We start from the raw sequence: 14,405 nt of genomic DNA, 5'->3' as shown, positions 1-14,405 counted from the left end.
TAGATGATTGCAATCTGAGGGAACTAAACGGTCAACTGGGGTAAATATCATTTCTTTCAAACAATCTCCATACCTGCTCTGCCATAAATTGAGGTGAATGTGGCATTTTATTCAGAATCCACCACTCCACGGTGCCTACGAAGGCAGAGCTCATAAATTGTGTAATCAATTCCTTATCCATTCCCTGATTAATGTTCTGCATATGGATCTTCACTTGTATGTTAGCCGCAAAGTTATGCAGCATGCGCTCCCGAAATACGGTAGTTCTATTATTAGAGAGCATGGAAGAAAAGAAGAGATAGTTCTCCTTGAAATAAACAAATGCTGGCTTCAGCGCACTGATCCAATCTGTTTGTTCAAGACTATATTCGATCGAAAGGCATGAATCGAACATTTTGCTTAAATGGTCCTCTATGCATTTATTAAGCAGATCATATTTATCCGTGTAGTGAAGATAGATGGTTCCCCGGTTTACATTGGCTCGTTCAGCAATATCATTGACAGTGATTCGATCGAGTTCTTTCTCGGTAAACAGCTCCAGAAACGCCTTGTTAATGGCTTCCTTTGTTTTTAAGATTCGTCTATCTATCTTCGTCTCGGTTACCATTCTGCAATTGCCTCCTCAAGTTAATGAACACTTCCAGTGTATCCGTTGTATAAGAAACAAAAGCGCGTTTATTAGCGATTGAATTAACTTAGCTTCCCTATATAATATTAATCAACAACAGTTAATTAATCAACGGTTGTTATGTTGAAAATATTATTAAGGGGCGATATCCATTGGAAAACTTGAAATCTAAGGTGATTATTATAACGGGAGCATCCAGCGGAATAGGAGAAGCTACAGCTAAGCTATTGGCCCAAAACGGCGCAAAGATTGTATTAGCTGCAAGAAGAGAGGATCGCCTGCAAACGATTGTGAGTCAGATAGAAAAAGAAGGCGGAGAGGCTATCTATAAAACAACCAATGTTGCTTCATCGGAAGATATGCAGAAGCTGGCACAATTTGCCTTAAAACAATATGGTCGCATCGATGTTCTTGTGAATAATGCCGGAATTATGCCGGTTTCTCAGCTTAATGAACTACAAGTCCAAGAGTGGGATCAAATGATCGATGTGAACATCAAAGGCGTTTTATACGGCATTGCCGCAGTTTTGCCGACTATGAGGGAACAAAAATCAGGACATATCATCAATATCTCCTCGGTTGCAGGTTACAGTGTTAGTCCAACTTCATCCGTATATAGCGCTACAAAATTTGCAGTAAGAGCGATTTCGGAAGGGCTGCGCCAGGAGGAATCTCCTGCCTCTAATATCCGTTCCACCATCATCTCTCCGGGAATGACGGATACGGAGCTGACCCATTCGATTAGTAGTCCTGATATCAAAGCTATGGTAAGTCAAATGGTAAAAATGGCCATTTCCCCATATAGCGTCGCCAGGGCGATTGCCTATGTTATTAATGAACCCGATGATACTGGAGTCAACGAGATCGTGATTAGACCGACCGTACAACCTTAACACAAACGAATACAACCATCTTACAATCCTCCTGATAGTTTTTCTTCTTGAAGGATTCTCCAAAGCTTTGATTGCCCTCTACATGTTTACCATGGAGAGGGCGATTTTTTTATGCCACTGATCATATTAAACGTATAAATGATCACATAAAATTGTTCTTTAGTTCCCATACTATAAGAACAAACTTTTAATGGGAGGAAATTAAATTGGAACGAATTTTGCTTAAATTGTTATTTACAGGTTGTTTAGCCTCTATTCCATTTATATTTAAACGTAAACATCTGCTTATGTCCTTAACTATATTTTTTGCAAAAGGGGTATTATCAACCTCAATTGACTCGATCTTTATTAAGAGAAACCAAATTTCCTACCCAGTTAGGCCTTTTCCGAAAATTTTTGACACCAACATTTTATATGATCTTCTCTTTTATCCTCTTTTAAGTGTGATTTGGGTAAAGTGTACATATCATACAAGGTTTTCCGTGACACTGTTAAGAAGCCTGTACTTTAGTGTACCTATGACAATTGCTCAATGGATCATGGAGAAAAAAACGAAGTTATTTAAATGGAAATCATGGTCGGCTTTTCATACCTTTGCATCGATTAATTTCACCTTGTTTACCATTAGAGGGATGGCAGGAGCCATAAAATTAATCCTTGATAAGAAAGATCCTATACGGTTATCTGCTCCAGATAACACAAACAAACAGTCTATACGAACTCATGAGCAATTCCAATAGAATCGAAAAACTATTGTGTGGAAGAGATGCCTATTAACCGAGAGTCAGATTGTTTTCCTGGAACAAGCGTGTGCTGCAGCATAGCCTTTTTTTTGTACGGCCAAGCGCTCCTTCAATCGACGTGAAAAGCTAGTCCTTGAATTATTTTTCATCTAATAGTAAAAAAGAAAGGAGATTCTGGCCTTGAATGTGGAATTGTTTACGGATTTGATTAAGGATGATCGCGGTAACTATTACGTGGCGATTGATAAAAACGATAAAGAACTGACACTGGTAAACGCTATGTTGGAGCGTTCTTACATCGAGGTATTGGAATTTAATGAAGATTTTAAAAAGAAATACACAGAGTACGAGCACCAGTTCATCGGCAAAATTGCGATGGATAAGGTACGGCACGACGTCGTATACGCATTAAAAGAGGACGGTCATGGCCGAATGTACGAATTAGAGGCAGTTATACGCTTATATCGGGTTACCTTTATCGATATGATTGAATTTTACAGAAATCCACGAACAGGTGGTAGAATCGTTTAACCTACTCGTAGGCAGAAACGGCTGCGCTCATTTGAGCTGCTCGCCAGTGCATTATTTTCAGCATATAAAAAGCATGGTTAGCCCTCTTATATTTGGGTGTAATCATGCTTTTTTGAATTCTCAAGCTCGTGTAAGAGTCGGGTGCCCGCGATAGTACACTTCGAACTCTCTTTACAGGGACGGCCTCGTCTGCTAGAATGGCTATATTCAATTGTCAACCAAAATAATAATAATTAAGTTTACAATTGATGTAATTAACGGATGGTGATAATTTGTGACAACGGATTACGAACGGCTTGCTGCCATCAATAAGGATCACTTATGGCATCCTTTTACTCAAATGAAAGACTACAATAACTCTGACCCTCTCATTATTGAACGCGGCGAAGGCATCATGCTGTATGACGTCCAGGGACGCGCTTATTACGACGGTTTTTCCTCGGTTTGGCTTAACATACACGGACACAACGTACCAGAGCTGAATCAGGCGATCACGGACCAGTTAGGGCGTGTCGCCCACTCCACCCTTCTCGGAATGGCCAACGTGCCGGCCATCGAGCTTGCAGAGAAATTGGTTGGGATTGCTCCGAAAGGATTAAACAAAGTGTTTTACTCTGATTCAGGAGCAACTGGTGTTGAGATTGCAATCAAAATGGCGTTTCAATACTGGCACAACAGGGGGGTAAGGGGTAAAACGAAGTTTATTACCATGAATCAAGCATACCACGGAGACACGATTGGCGCGGTTAGTGTCGGTGCGATTCCGCTGTATCATGACGTGTTCCGCCCTATGCTATTTCCTTCACACGTCATTCCATATCCCTATGCTTATCGCCATGAGGGTGGTGAGGCGGAAGCGTTGGAAGCTACGCTAACCGCCCTGCGTAATTTGCTCGAAACGCGGGCCGATGAGATTGCGGCTCTTATTGTGGAGCCGATGGTGCAAGGGGCTGGTGGCATCATTGTCATGCCGCCGGGCTGTTTAAGCGAGATGGCTGCGCTGTGCCGCAAACATGGCGTGCTGCTCATCGCTGACGAGGTGGCGACTGGTTTTGGTCGGACGGGCGCAATGTTCGCTTGTGATCTCGAAGACGTTTCACCAGATTTGATGGTGATCGGGAAGGGACTGACCGGTGGCTATTTGCCTGTGGCTGCAACGCTTGCGACAGATGAGGTGTACGATGCATTTTATGCCGATTACGAGGAACAGAAAACATTTTTCCACGGTCATTCCTTCACAGGCAACCCGCTTGGTTGTGCCGTTGCTTTGGCCAGCTTGAAGCTGCTTGGAGAGCGGAGCATGGTTGAAGGTGTAAATGCAAAGGCATCATTTGTCGAGCATAAGCTTGCAGCGCTTAAGGATCGCCCGCACGTTGGTGAAATCCGGCAAAAGGGGTTGATGCTCGGAATCGAGCTCGTACGCAATAAAGCTTCACGCGAGCCGTACGATTGGGTAGAACGAATCGGCGTTCGAACGAGCCTGCGGGCCAGAGAGCTCGGAATGCTAACAAGGCCGCTCGGCAACGTGATCGTCTTCATCCCTCCGCTTGCCAGTACAGAAGCTGAGCTGGATGCCATGGCCCATATTTTGGCGGAATCGATACGTAACGTCACCGAAGGAGGTTCAGTTACATGAACAAAGTGAACCCCGAAGCGATACGCGGATTATTTGTAACAGGCACGGACACCGGCGTTGGGAAGACGATTGTGACAGCGGCCATTACCGCTATGCTTCGTGCCGAAGGGCTGAATGTAGGTGTCTGGAAGCCGGTTCAGTCCGGTGCACCTCTTGGCAAAGGAGTAACCGATGCTGAACGGCTGCTGCAAATCACGGGAATCGACGAGCGGCCCGAGGCTGTGGCACCCTTTACATTTGAAGCTCCGCTTACGCCGATGCTCGCTGCCAAGCAGGATGGTGTGACCCTTAGACTCAAGGAATTGATTGCAGCAGGTATTCCGCTTATTAAACGTTATGAAGCGTTGCTCGTCGAAGGGGCAGGGGGCGTCGCTGTTCCGCTGACCGATGACGCCCTCGTGGTGGACTTGATCGCGGAGCTTCGTATACCTGCTCTGATTGTAGCCCGTTCCAGCCTAGGCACGATTAACCACACGCTTCTGACTGCCTCATTCCTGCGTTATCACGCTGTCCCGATTGTAGGCGTCATTATGAACGACGGCGAAGTAACGGAGCCGAATGACGATCCGAGCATTGCTACGAATGCGGAACTAATCGAGCATTACAGCGGTCTTAAGGTCCTTGGCCAGTTTCCTTGCTTGCACGCTGAAGCGAATTCAGAGATGTTGATACATACCATACGAAAAACCATACAATTCGAGCCTATCAGACAGGCACTTGCAGTCCAACCAATGAGAGGATGATAGAGATGAAAACAATTTCAGTCGATCTGGGGTGGCAAAGGCTTGCCCAAAAAGCGTTGAGTGGGGAATGCTTAACGTTAGAGGAGGGGCTTGCTGTACTCGAAGCCGACAATGATGAGGTACTGCCACTTCTGCACGCTGCGTTTAAGGTGAGAAAACACTTTTACGGAAAAAAAGTAAAGTTGAATATGATCATCAACGCCAAAAGCGGTCTTTGCCCAGAGGACTGCGGCTACTGCTCGCAATCTATCGTTTCGACGGCAACAGTTAAAAAATACTCCCTGCTCGATAAAGACACATTGCTTGCCGGTGCACGTGAAGCTATGGCACGCAAAGCTGGAACCTATTGTATCGTAGCGGCCGGGAAAGGCCCGACAAGCAGGGAGCTGGATCAAGTGGTGGATGCGGTTCGAGAAATCCGTGCAACGATGCCGCTAAAAATTTGCGCATGTCTGGGCATTCTGAAGGACGATCAAGCCGAGCGTCTTGCAGAAGCGGGCGTACATCGATACAACCACAACTTGAACACCAGCAAAACCAACTATTCATCCATCACCACGACCCATACCTACGACCAACGTATTGAAACCGTGGAAAAGGTAAAGACCTCCGGCATGTCTCCTTGCTCCGGTGTCATTATCGGCATGGGCGAGACCCATCAAGAAATTGTCGAAATGGCTTATGCACTCCGCGAACTTGATGCGGATTCGATTCCCATTAATTTCCTGAATGCGATACCGGGAACCCCTCTGGAGCATGCAGGCCGCACGCCGTCGATGCAAGCGTTAAAGGTCCTAGCCCTGTTCCGTTTCATCTGTCCGTCTAAAGAAATCCGCGTGGCGGGAGGTCGGGAGGTCAACCTTCGTACACTGCAGCCTCTGTCTCTGTATGCTGCAAATTCACTCTTTGTAGGTGATTATTTAACGACAGCAGGCCAAGACGTTTCGGCTGATCATCAACTCATTGAAGATTTGGGCTTTGAGATTGAATTAAACGCCCTTAATGGTGGTTCCGACCATGTACTGGATTGAAAAAGAACTTGAATTATGGGCTGGTGCCTCGTTGGAGCGTTCCTTGCGTGAAAGTAGCACGGTCTCCAAATCTCCTGGCTATACGGTACGTGGAGAACGAGTGCTGCTCAACATGTCCTCCAATGACTACCTTGGACTCGCCCAACATCCTGCCATAATTGAAGTGATGCGTGAGGCGCTTCTCACCGAAGGAGCCGGCTCCGGCGCTTCGCGGCTTGTAACCGGCAACCGGCCAGCTTATGGCCGTCTTGAAGCAGAGCTGGCCGATTGGCAGAATTGCGAAGCGGCGCTTGTTTTTGCAAATGGCTATATGGCTAATTCGGGTGTTATTGGTGCGCTAGTAGGCCGAGGTGATGTTGTTTTCAGCGATCAGATGAACCATGCGAGCATTGTGGACGGCATTGTATTGAGCCGAGCGGAGCATGCCCGATACCGTCATAATGACATGGAGCATTTGCGTACGTTATTGGAAAAGCACCGAGATAAAAGGCGAAAGTTGATCGTTACAGACGCTGTCTTCTCCATGGATGGCGATCAGGCACCCTTGCGTGAACTCGCTGAGCTCAAACGTGAACACGGAGTGATGCTAATGGTGGACGAAGCACACAGCGGGGGGATTTATGGGTTGCGTGGCGAGGGATTGTGCCATGAGCTCGGGCTGCAGGATGATGTGGATATACATATGGGAACGTTCAGCAAATCGTTTGGTGTTTACGGTGCTTATATCTGTGGTAGCCGTACGCTAATTCGATGGCTGGTGAACAAGGCAAGGCCGCTGATCTATTCAACCGCGCTGCCTCCTTCTATCATAGCTGGTATTTCAAAGGCGTTAGTCTTGGTACAAAATGAGCATTGGCGCCGAGAGAGGTTGTACGCGGCAAGCAAGCTGTTTCGATCCTCCCTGTGCAATGCCGGTTTTAAAATAGGTGCCGGAGACTCACCTATTATAGTACCTGTGATCGTCGGCGATAACGCTGCGACCTTGCGCTTTAGCGGCGCTCTTGAAAAGGCAGGTATCGCATCAGTGGCCATCCGTCCACCTACTGTGCCTGATAACACCGCACGAATCCGATTTTCTTTATCAGCCATTCATACGGATAAGGAACTGACCGATACCGCCACGCTAATCCGCACCATAGGACTTCAACAAGGGGTGCTGCATCCATGATTGTATCGGGTAACCATCCGTCTAACATTCAGCGAGAGACAAGTGGCACCATCCTTTGGCTGACTGGATGGAGCATGCCGGATACGGTGTTTGAACGGCTTCGCGAGTTACTGCCCGATTTTTATCATGTTTCCGTAGATTACAGTGCTGCCGATACTCCTGAGAAATTGATGTATCTGACTGAAAAAGCGGCATTAAACCTCCAGTCTTCGGAAGTAGCAGCTTGTATGACAAGGGTTAACTGCGGTCCACTGTTGATCGGAGGCTGGTCGCTCGGCGGATTACTGGCGCTGAAACTAGCGGTCAAAGGTTACGCTGATGGCCTTGTATTGTTTGCGGCGACTGCTCGTTTTACCCGTTCAAAAGAAGAGACGGACCGCGGCTGGGCAGATGCATACGTTAGGCAGATGATTACAGGGCTTACGAAGGACCGACAGACTGTTGAAACAAAATTTCGACAGCTCATGTTTACGGAAGCGGAATGGGAGGCCGGTCTCGGCCAAAGCCTTTCCCCAATAGGCAGCTGGACAACCCCGGCGTTAATCACCGGTCTTCAGATTTTGCGAAGTGAGGAATGCAAGTCCCAGCTGTCGGAAATCAATTGTCCGGTTCTTCTTGTCCACGGCACTGAGGATAAGATTTGTCCTTACGGCGCTGCGGAAGAGCTTGTAGCCTATTTGCCTCAAGCAGAGTTACTTACAATACCCGTCAGCGGGCATGCACCGTTTTTGGGAAGGGAAGTTCACATAGCTGAAGTATTGAGGAGATGGTGGCATGAGCAGTAGGAAAAAAGCGATTTGCAGTCAATTTAACCGCAGTGCAGCAGGTTCGTATGACATTCACGCCCATGTGCAGCGAATGATGGCAGACCGACTTGTACAATCCCTCATAGGGTGGAAGCGCGAAGATAAAGCAGACGGGCTCAACATGCTAGAGATCGGCTGCGGCACCGGTGTTCTGACTGAAATTTTGTTGAACGAATATCCCTACGCATCTATTACTGCACTTGATATGGCATCCGCGATGATCAAAGCGGCTGAACAACATGTCCTATCAAGTACAGCAAACCATGTGGGTTACAGTAAGAGTCGACCGGCTCGTTTGCACTTTCTTCTTGCTGATGTCGAAATGTGGGCGGCAGATGCTCCGACGGCCTCGTTGGACCTCATCGTCTCCAACGCCTGTTTTCAATGGCTGAGCTATCCAAGGCAAACGCTAGGTCACCTTCGGAGGATGATTCGCGCTGGAGGCTTGCTAGTGTTCACGACATTCGGGCCAGATACGTTCTACGAGCTGCATAAGGCATTTAATGAAGTTTATCGAGCTAACGGAATGGAGCCACAGCGGCACGGACTGTCGTTTCAATCCATGGACCAGTGGAAAAACCTGCTCAAGGAAGCAGGTTTTTCAAATATTCAATATGAACGTTCGACTCAAATGGAAAAGTATGCTTCAGCAAGAGATTTTCTTCATTCGGTTAAAGCAATGGGAGCTAGCAATTCAGAAGCCGCCACTATTCGTGGTCTCAGCACGCGTCGCCTGTTCGCCAGCATGTATAAGGAATACGAGGATAGGTTCAGCACACAGGGAGGCGTTGCCGCCACTTACGATTTGCTATTGATCCAAGCGTCAGCCTCTCGATAAAATGCTCAGTATAAATATTCCAAGGAAGCCATTATGGCAGGTTGTGGTTCAGAGCTCGAATTGACTTTTTCAGTGGACGGGTACTCTTGGTAGGATATCGAGACCTAAAAAGTCCAACATTCATGAGTTTTCACTCGCAAACCTAGCATGAAAATAGCAAATGTTTACTAGATTCACCATTTACCCATACTGCTAATAACATGACGCGTAATACGTTGTTTTTTTATGGTGGTTTGACCCCGTCAAAACTGTAAGGATGAGTTCTGTGTACAAACCTATGCCGGCTCTGAATACCCGTTCAGGGAACCACGAATTCTTTTTTTAAAACCAACGATAGCCTGTTCCATACATTTATCAGTATACATATATTACTCTTGCGAAGATGTAGGAGGTTGATGATATGAAAAAGGTAAAGTACAAAATGGGGAAATTAGGAAAATATTATTTCATGAAAGGATTTAACAGTATAAATACATTCTTACCTGATACTCGAATAGCAACTAAATCTAACATAAGAGCAATGTTGAGATTATATGAATCGCTGTATTTAAAACCTGATGAGGGTACAGGAGGTCATGGGATATATAAAATAACTAAAATCAAGAATAAGTATACTTTAAGAAGTGGAACTGCTTCAAAACAATTTAATTCACTCGATGCATTATATAGTTCTCTTCATAAACAATTTTCTAGAAACAAATATATCGTTCAAAAAGGCATTGATCTATTGAAACATAACAAACGTTCTTTCGACATTAGAGTCATGGTGCAAAAGAACAGAAGCAAAAAACTAGTGGTGACAGGTGTTATTGGACGCTTAGCGAAACCTGGAAAGATAGTAACTAATTACCATTCTGGAGGTACTCCATTACCAATCGACTCATTGCTTGTCTCACATCTTAAGAGAGACAAGAGAGAGAAGTATATTAAAAGAATGGAGATATTAGGGAAAGAAGCAAGCAATGTTCTTGGTAAAAATTATCGAAGCAAGAGAGCATTTGGGGTTGATATAGCTATTGATTCTAAAATGAAACCGTGGATTCTAGAGATTAATACTAGGCCTGATATGAGTATCTTCAACACTTTGAAAAATAAAACCATGTATAAGAGGATTTTAGAATACTCAAGAATAAAAGGATAAGCGATTAGCTTATCTATTACATAAGATTAAGACGTTAACGTTAAAAGTATCACATTTTATTTTACAGACCTCCACCGGAAAATATCTGGTTTAGAACTGAATAATGTTCCTCTCTAATGGCTACCTTATTATGGACTGAGGTAGGGTTACATCTATGCGTGTCCTTCTCATCAAGCCCAAATAAGAGAGAGTGGAAGCAATGAAACAAGCCATACTAACACATGAAATACCCGGTTTCAAAACAAAAGAGGAATTTTGGAATCCGTATCACTGGTATAAAGAGATGAGAGACAATCATCCTGTTTATTACCATGAGGGTCAACAAGTCTGGAATGTTTTTACTTATGAAAATGTGAAACGTGTGCTTTCGGATTATCAACTGTTCTCAAGTAAAAGCGAGCGAACACAAATCGCTGCACTCAGCCAAGACTCGGGTGAATTGGATCGAACGACTGTGATTTTTTCCGATCCCCCTGAGCATAGAAAACGGCGGTCGTTACTTTCAGCAGCCTTTACGCCTAGACATCTAAAAAACTGGGAACCAAGAATTAATACGATTGTCAATGAGTTAATCCAAGATATGGATCAAATGAGTGAAATTGATATAGTGGGATCATTTGCTATCCCTCTTCCAATCACAATTATTGCTGAATTGTTAGGTGTCCCAGCTGTAGATCGTAAATTATTTAAGCAGTGGGTAGATATCATTTTCCTTCCTTTTAGCAGCGGGAATTTAGCTGAGCAAAATGAGAAGAAAGCGAAGGCAGCCTTGGAGTTTTCTGAATATCTTCACCCTGTTATTAAGGGGAAAAGGGAAAATCCTGGAGATGACATTATCTCGGATCTAATTAACGTTGAAGTTGATGAGGACCGATTAACAGATGATGAAATCATAAAAATGACCAGGGGTCTGTTAGGCGCTGGTCTGGAAACAACGTCTCACTTAATTGCTAATTGTTTTTACTCCTTTCTATATGACAAGCCAGGTATTTATCAAACATTAAGGGAGGATATAGACCTTGTTCCAAAGGCGATTGAGGAGGTGTTGCGTTATCGTTTCAATATAATGAAACTAGAACGGACAATAAAAGAAGACACTGATTTATTTGGTCCTAAGATGAAAAAGGGAGAAATGATCATCGCATGGACGAGCGCGGCGAATTTGGATGAAGCAGTATTTCCTCATCCCGAACAATTTGATATCTTTCGACCGAACAATCGTGAGCATTTAACTTTTGGAAATGGTCCTCATTTCTGTTTAGGTGCACCTCTTGCGCGATTAGAGGTTGAAATTGCCCTTAAAGCTTTTATAAAGCACTATCCCAACATACAAAGCGTTCCGTCGTTTGATTTCGTCGATCACTTATCGTTTTCTGCATTTGGACAATCGTTAAATTACCTTCCTATAATAGCGGAACACTGATTTGTAATATCCTACGACAAAAAGGCCTACTTATTTGCAGCCGATCCAATTGCCTTGAATCGGCTGCAAATAAGTAGGCTGAATGAAAGAAATCCCTTTCCTTATCACAAGATGGGGACTATTTGACGTTTTAGTGTGTACTGAAGAAAAGCAGCAATGAAAGCGTTAAAGGCAATGAGATTTTTGAAACGTATTGCAAAGTGCAACCCGAATCTCTTTACCACTGGCAGATAGGGCTATTGCCCGCGATTGGATAACAAGAGCCGAATGAAGGGAGACCTTATGTGAGAGACTGGGGATGAAATCCCCCCGGTCTACTCGACCGTTTGACACAATGACCAACCCTCTGCATTCTCCATTTCGTATACCTGATTTTAACAGTATGATCTATCCATTGAGGGTGACTGATTATTAAACCAAACCAAAAACAAATAACCAAAGGGAGTGTGCAAGTACTAAAAAAATGTAATAGGCTAAGGATATATCTGAAAACAATAATGAGGTGAAACCATGGCAGTTGTTAAAAATAGGGATTAGGATATTACTTTACTAGCAAGGATAGCAGGTTTTTCCTTTTTACCAACTCTATGCTAAACTAAACCCATCAACACCAAATTTATCCCAGCACCCAAGGAGGTGATGCCCTATGACAACTAATTCCATACCCAATAGATTAATCGCTGAGAAATCCCCCTATTTGCTCCAGCATGCCTACAACCCCGTGAAATGGTTCCCGTGGAGTGATGAAGCATTTGATACAGCGAGAAGAGAAAATAAGCCTATTTTCTTATCTATTGGGTATTCGTAGTGAGGCGTAAGTCAACTTGCCATTGGTGCCACGTCATGGAGCACGAATCCTTCGAAGACGAGGAAGTCGCTGCTCTTTTAAATAAGGATTACATATCGATCAAGGTCGACCGCGAGGAGCGGCCGGATGTCGATCATTTATACATGTCCGTCTGCCAGGCATTAACTGGACAGGGCGGATGGCCGCTTACGGTCATTATGACGCCGGAGAAAAAGCCTTTCTTCGCGGGAACATATTTTCCGAAGGGGCGTAAATATGGCCGCAAGGGCTTGATGGATATTTTGCCGCAGATTACGAGCAAATGGGATGAGGACAGCGTCAAGATTTCGGAGATCGGCGACCAGATTATTGCAGAGACGCAGAGCCGGTTAATTGCGAACCTGCAAGGAGACATTTCCGAGGAATCGCTGGATCGTGCCTACCAGATGTATGAGCAATTGTTTGATCCGCAATATGGCGGCTTTGGGGATGCGCCGAAGTTCCCGACCTCTCATAATTTGTCCTATCTGCTACGTTACCACAAACGGACTGGCAGTGTGCAGGCATTGGCAATGGTGGAGAAGACGCTGAATGGTATGTACCGCGGTGGTATGTACGACCACGTTGGCTGGGGATTTTCCCGTTATTCGACGGATAATAGCTGGTTGGTGCCGCATTTTGAGAAAATGCTCTACGATAACGCGCTGCTGACGATGACGTATATCGAGGCGTATCAAGTGACTGGCAAGCAGCAATATGCGGATGTAGCTGAGCAGATCATTGCTTACGTGCTGAGGGATATGACCGATGCCCAAGGTGCTTTCTATTGCGCGGAGGACGCGGATTCGGAGGGCGAGGAAGGCAAGTTTTACGTCTGGAAGCCTGAGGAAATCCGTCAGGTGCTGGGCAACGATGATGGCGACTTGTATTGCACCGTTTACGATATAACCGACAGTGGCAATTTTGAGGGGCATAATATACCGAACCTGATCGAAAGAACAGTAGAGGATTACGCCAGGCTGAGCACAGTTCCGCTCCAAGAGCTGCAAGCAAGGCTAGAGGCTTCGCGCCAAAAGCTGTTCGCCCATCGCGAGCAGCGGATTCACCCGCATAAGGATGACAAAATCCTCACCTCGTGGAACGGCCTGATGATTATGGCGTTAGCCAAAGCGGCGAAGGCGCTGAACAAGCCGGAATATGCGGTGGCAGCCAAGCGTGCTTCAGATTTTATCTCCAAGGAGCTGCGCCGCGAGGATGGTCGTCTGCTTGCCCGTTACCGGGACGGGGATGCGGCTTTTCTTGGATATTTGGACGATTATGCCTTTTACGTCTGGGGTCTGATTGAGCTATATGAAGCGACCTTCGATATTACATTGCTTGAGCTTGCTGTTGAGCTTAATGCGGAGATGCTACGGTTGTTCTGGGACAAGGAGCAAGGCGGGTTGTTTTTCTATGGCGAGGATGGCGAGCAGCTATTCACACGCCCCAAGGAAATTTATGATGGGGCGATGCCATCTGGCAATTCGGCGGCGGCGCTTAATATGGCCAAGCTGGCACGGTATACGTATAACGCCGCTTTGTCGCAGCAAACTGACGAGCAGTTAAAAGCTTTTGCGGGCTCCGTGGAGAAGTATCCGGCAGGCCACTCGTTGTTTCTGATCGCTTTGGACTATATTGTCGGAGCGCCTTCGGAAATCGTGCTGGCTGGCGACCCGGCGAAGCCAGACTTGCAGGGAATGGCGAGCAAGCTGCAACGGCAGTTTAGACCAAATGCAATTTATATGCTGCATCCAAGCGGGGAGCAGGGCGCGGCGGCAAGAAAGCTGATCCCACTGCTGCAGGACAAAGTAGCGCTTGGTGGCAAGGCGACCGCTTATATTTGCGAGAATTTTGCCTGCCAAACGCCTGTAACCGATTTAGACGAATTGGATGAATTAGAAGATATTCAAGACTAACACGCGAAACATATACATGGGAAGCCTGGATGGCACTCTGATCGGAGAGAGTCGTTTGGCTGTCCCACAGCCCTCTTTCCAT

General features: G+C 45.6%; 14 protein-coding genes. 13 read left to right on the top strand and 1 reads right to left on the bottom strand.

Annotation, left to right across the window (positions count from 1 at the left end):
* Nucleotides 1-31: 31 nt before the first annotated feature.
* Entirely contained in the window at nucleotides 32-607 is a 576-nt protein-coding gene (locus G9U52_RS13315; RefSeq protein ID WP_166150189.1) for a TetR/AcrR family transcriptional regulator, read from the bottom strand.
* A 173-nt stretch (nucleotides 608-780) separates the two neighbouring features.
* On the opposite strand from G9U52_RS13315, the gene G9U52_RS13310 reads away from it, so the two are divergent.
* From G9U52_RS13310 to G9U52_RS13255, 13 genes are all read left to right on the top strand, one after another.
* Nucleotides 781-1,521, top strand: coding sequence for an SDR family oxidoreductase (locus G9U52_RS13310; protein ID WP_166150187.1), 741 nt, complete (start codon nucleotides 781-783; stop codon nucleotides 1,519-1,521).
* Between the two features lie 206 nt (nucleotides 1,522-1,727).
* Entirely contained in the window at nucleotides 1,728-2,261 is a 534-nt protein-coding gene (locus G9U52_RS13305; protein WP_207952944.1) for a CBO0543 family protein, read from the top strand.
* Nucleotides 2,262-2,444: 183 nt separating this feature from the next.
* Nucleotides 2,445-2,795, top strand: coding sequence for a hypothetical protein (locus G9U52_RS13300; RefSeq protein WP_166150184.1), 351 nt, complete (start codon nucleotides 2,445-2,447; stop codon nucleotides 2,793-2,795).
* 274 nt (nucleotides 2,796-3,069) lie between these two features.
* Nucleotides 3,070-4,431 carry an adenosylmethionine--8-amino-7-oxononanoate transaminase gene (gene bioA / locus G9U52_RS13295; RefSeq protein WP_166150182.1) on the top strand — a complete coding sequence of 454 codons (1,362 nt, stop codon included), beginning with the start codon at nucleotides 3,070-3,072 and terminating at the stop codon, nucleotides 4,429-4,431.
* On the top strand, nucleotides 4,428-5,174 hold the full coding sequence (bioD, locus tag G9U52_RS13290) for a dethiobiotin synthase (RefSeq protein WP_166150180.1): 747 nt from the start codon (nucleotides 4,428-4,430) through the stop codon (nucleotides 5,172-5,174). Before bioA ends, bioD begins: the two co-directional genes overlap by 4 nt.
* Nucleotides 5,175-5,179: 5 nt before the next feature.
* The gene (gene bioB / locus G9U52_RS13285; RefSeq protein ID WP_166150178.1) at nucleotides 5,180-6,205 is read left to right on the top strand and encodes a biotin synthase BioB; all 1,026 of its coding nucleotides are present in this window, start codon (nucleotides 5,180-5,182) and stop codon (nucleotides 6,203-6,205) included.
* On the top strand, nucleotides 6,192-7,373 hold the full coding sequence (bioF, locus tag G9U52_RS13280) for an 8-amino-7-oxononanoate synthase (protein ID WP_166150176.1): 1,182 nt from the start codon (nucleotides 6,192-6,194) through the stop codon (nucleotides 7,371-7,373). The genes bioB and bioF overlap by 14 nt, the downstream gene beginning before the upstream one ends.
* Nucleotides 7,370-8,158, top strand: a complete 789-nt coding sequence (locus G9U52_RS13275) for an alpha/beta fold hydrolase (RefSeq protein WP_207952943.1) — start codon at nucleotides 7,370-7,372, stop codon at nucleotides 8,156-8,158. Before bioF ends, G9U52_RS13275 begins: the two co-directional genes overlap by 4 nt.
* The gene (gene bioC, locus G9U52_RS13270; RefSeq protein ID WP_166150174.1) at nucleotides 8,148-9,017 is read left to right on the top strand and encodes a malonyl-ACP O-methyltransferase BioC; all 870 of its coding nucleotides are present in this window, start codon (nucleotides 8,148-8,150) and stop codon (nucleotides 9,015-9,017) included. Before G9U52_RS13275 ends, bioC begins: the two co-directional genes overlap by 11 nt.
* 400 nt (nucleotides 9,018-9,417) lie before the next feature.
* Nucleotides 9,418-10,158 carry a YheC/YheD family protein gene (locus tag G9U52_RS13265; protein ID WP_243767311.1) on the top strand — a complete coding sequence of 247 codons (741 nt, stop codon included), beginning with the start codon at nucleotides 9,418-9,420 and terminating at the stop codon, nucleotides 10,156-10,158.
* Nucleotides 10,159-10,348: 190 nt separating this feature from the next.
* On the top strand, nucleotides 10,349-11,581 hold the full coding sequence (locus G9U52_RS13260; RefSeq protein WP_375790248.1) for a cytochrome P450: 1,233 nt from the start codon (nucleotides 10,349-10,351) through the stop codon (nucleotides 11,579-11,581).
* Nucleotides 11,582-12,227: 646 nt separating this feature from the next.
* Nucleotides 12,228-12,389, top strand: coding sequence for a DUF255 domain-containing protein (locus G9U52_RS39240; protein WP_207952942.1), 162 nt, complete (start codon nucleotides 12,228-12,230; stop codon nucleotides 12,387-12,389).
* A 35-nt stretch (nucleotides 12,390-12,424) separates the two neighbouring features.
* On the top strand, nucleotides 12,425-14,323 hold the full coding sequence (locus tag G9U52_RS13255; RefSeq protein WP_207952941.1) for a thioredoxin domain-containing protein: 1,899 nt from the start codon (nucleotides 12,425-12,427) through the stop codon (nucleotides 14,321-14,323).
* Nucleotides 14,324-14,405: the final 82 nt, after the last annotated feature.

Source organism: Paenibacillus agricola (genome assembly GCF_011440305.1).
GTDB classification, from domain to species: Bacteria; Bacillota; Bacilli; order Paenibacillales; family NBRC-103111; genus Paenibacillus_S; species Paenibacillus_S agricola.
This window is presented reverse-complemented; position numbering and strand designations above follow the sequence as displayed.

Excerpts from the sequence above, each read along its gene's own strand:
- bioC (WP_166150174.1), top strand. The coding sequence starts at position 8,148 with ATGAGCAGTAGGAAAAAAGCGATTTGCAGTCAATTTAACCGCAGTGCA.
- G9U52_RS13255 (WP_207952941.1), top strand. The coding sequence starts at position 12,425 with ATGGAGCACGAATCCTTCGAAGACGAGGAAGTCGCTGCTCTTTTAAAT.
- bioD (WP_166150180.1), top strand. The coding sequence starts at position 4,428 with ATGAACAAAGTGAACCCCGAAGCGATACGCGGATTATTTGTAACAGGC.
- bioF (WP_166150176.1), top strand. The coding sequence starts at position 6,192 with ATGTACTGGATTGAAAAAGAACTTGAATTATGGGCTGGTGCCTCGTTG.
- G9U52_RS13265 (WP_243767311.1), top strand. The coding sequence starts at position 9,418 with ATGAAAAAGGTAAAGTACAAAATGGGGAAATTAGGAAAATATTATTTC.
- G9U52_RS13315 (WP_166150189.1), bottom strand. The coding sequence starts at position 607 with ATGGTAACCGAGACGAAGATAGATAGACGAATCTTAAAAACAAAGGAA.
- bioB (WP_166150178.1), top strand. The coding sequence starts at position 5,180 with ATGAAAACAATTTCAGTCGATCTGGGGTGGCAAAGGCTTGCCCAAAAA.
- G9U52_RS39240 (WP_207952942.1), top strand. The coding sequence starts at position 12,228 with ATGACAACTAATTCCATACCCAATAGATTAATCGCTGAGAAATCCCCC.
- G9U52_RS13275 (WP_207952943.1), top strand. The coding sequence starts at position 7,370 with ATGATTGTATCGGGTAACCATCCGTCTAACATTCAGCGAGAGACAAGT.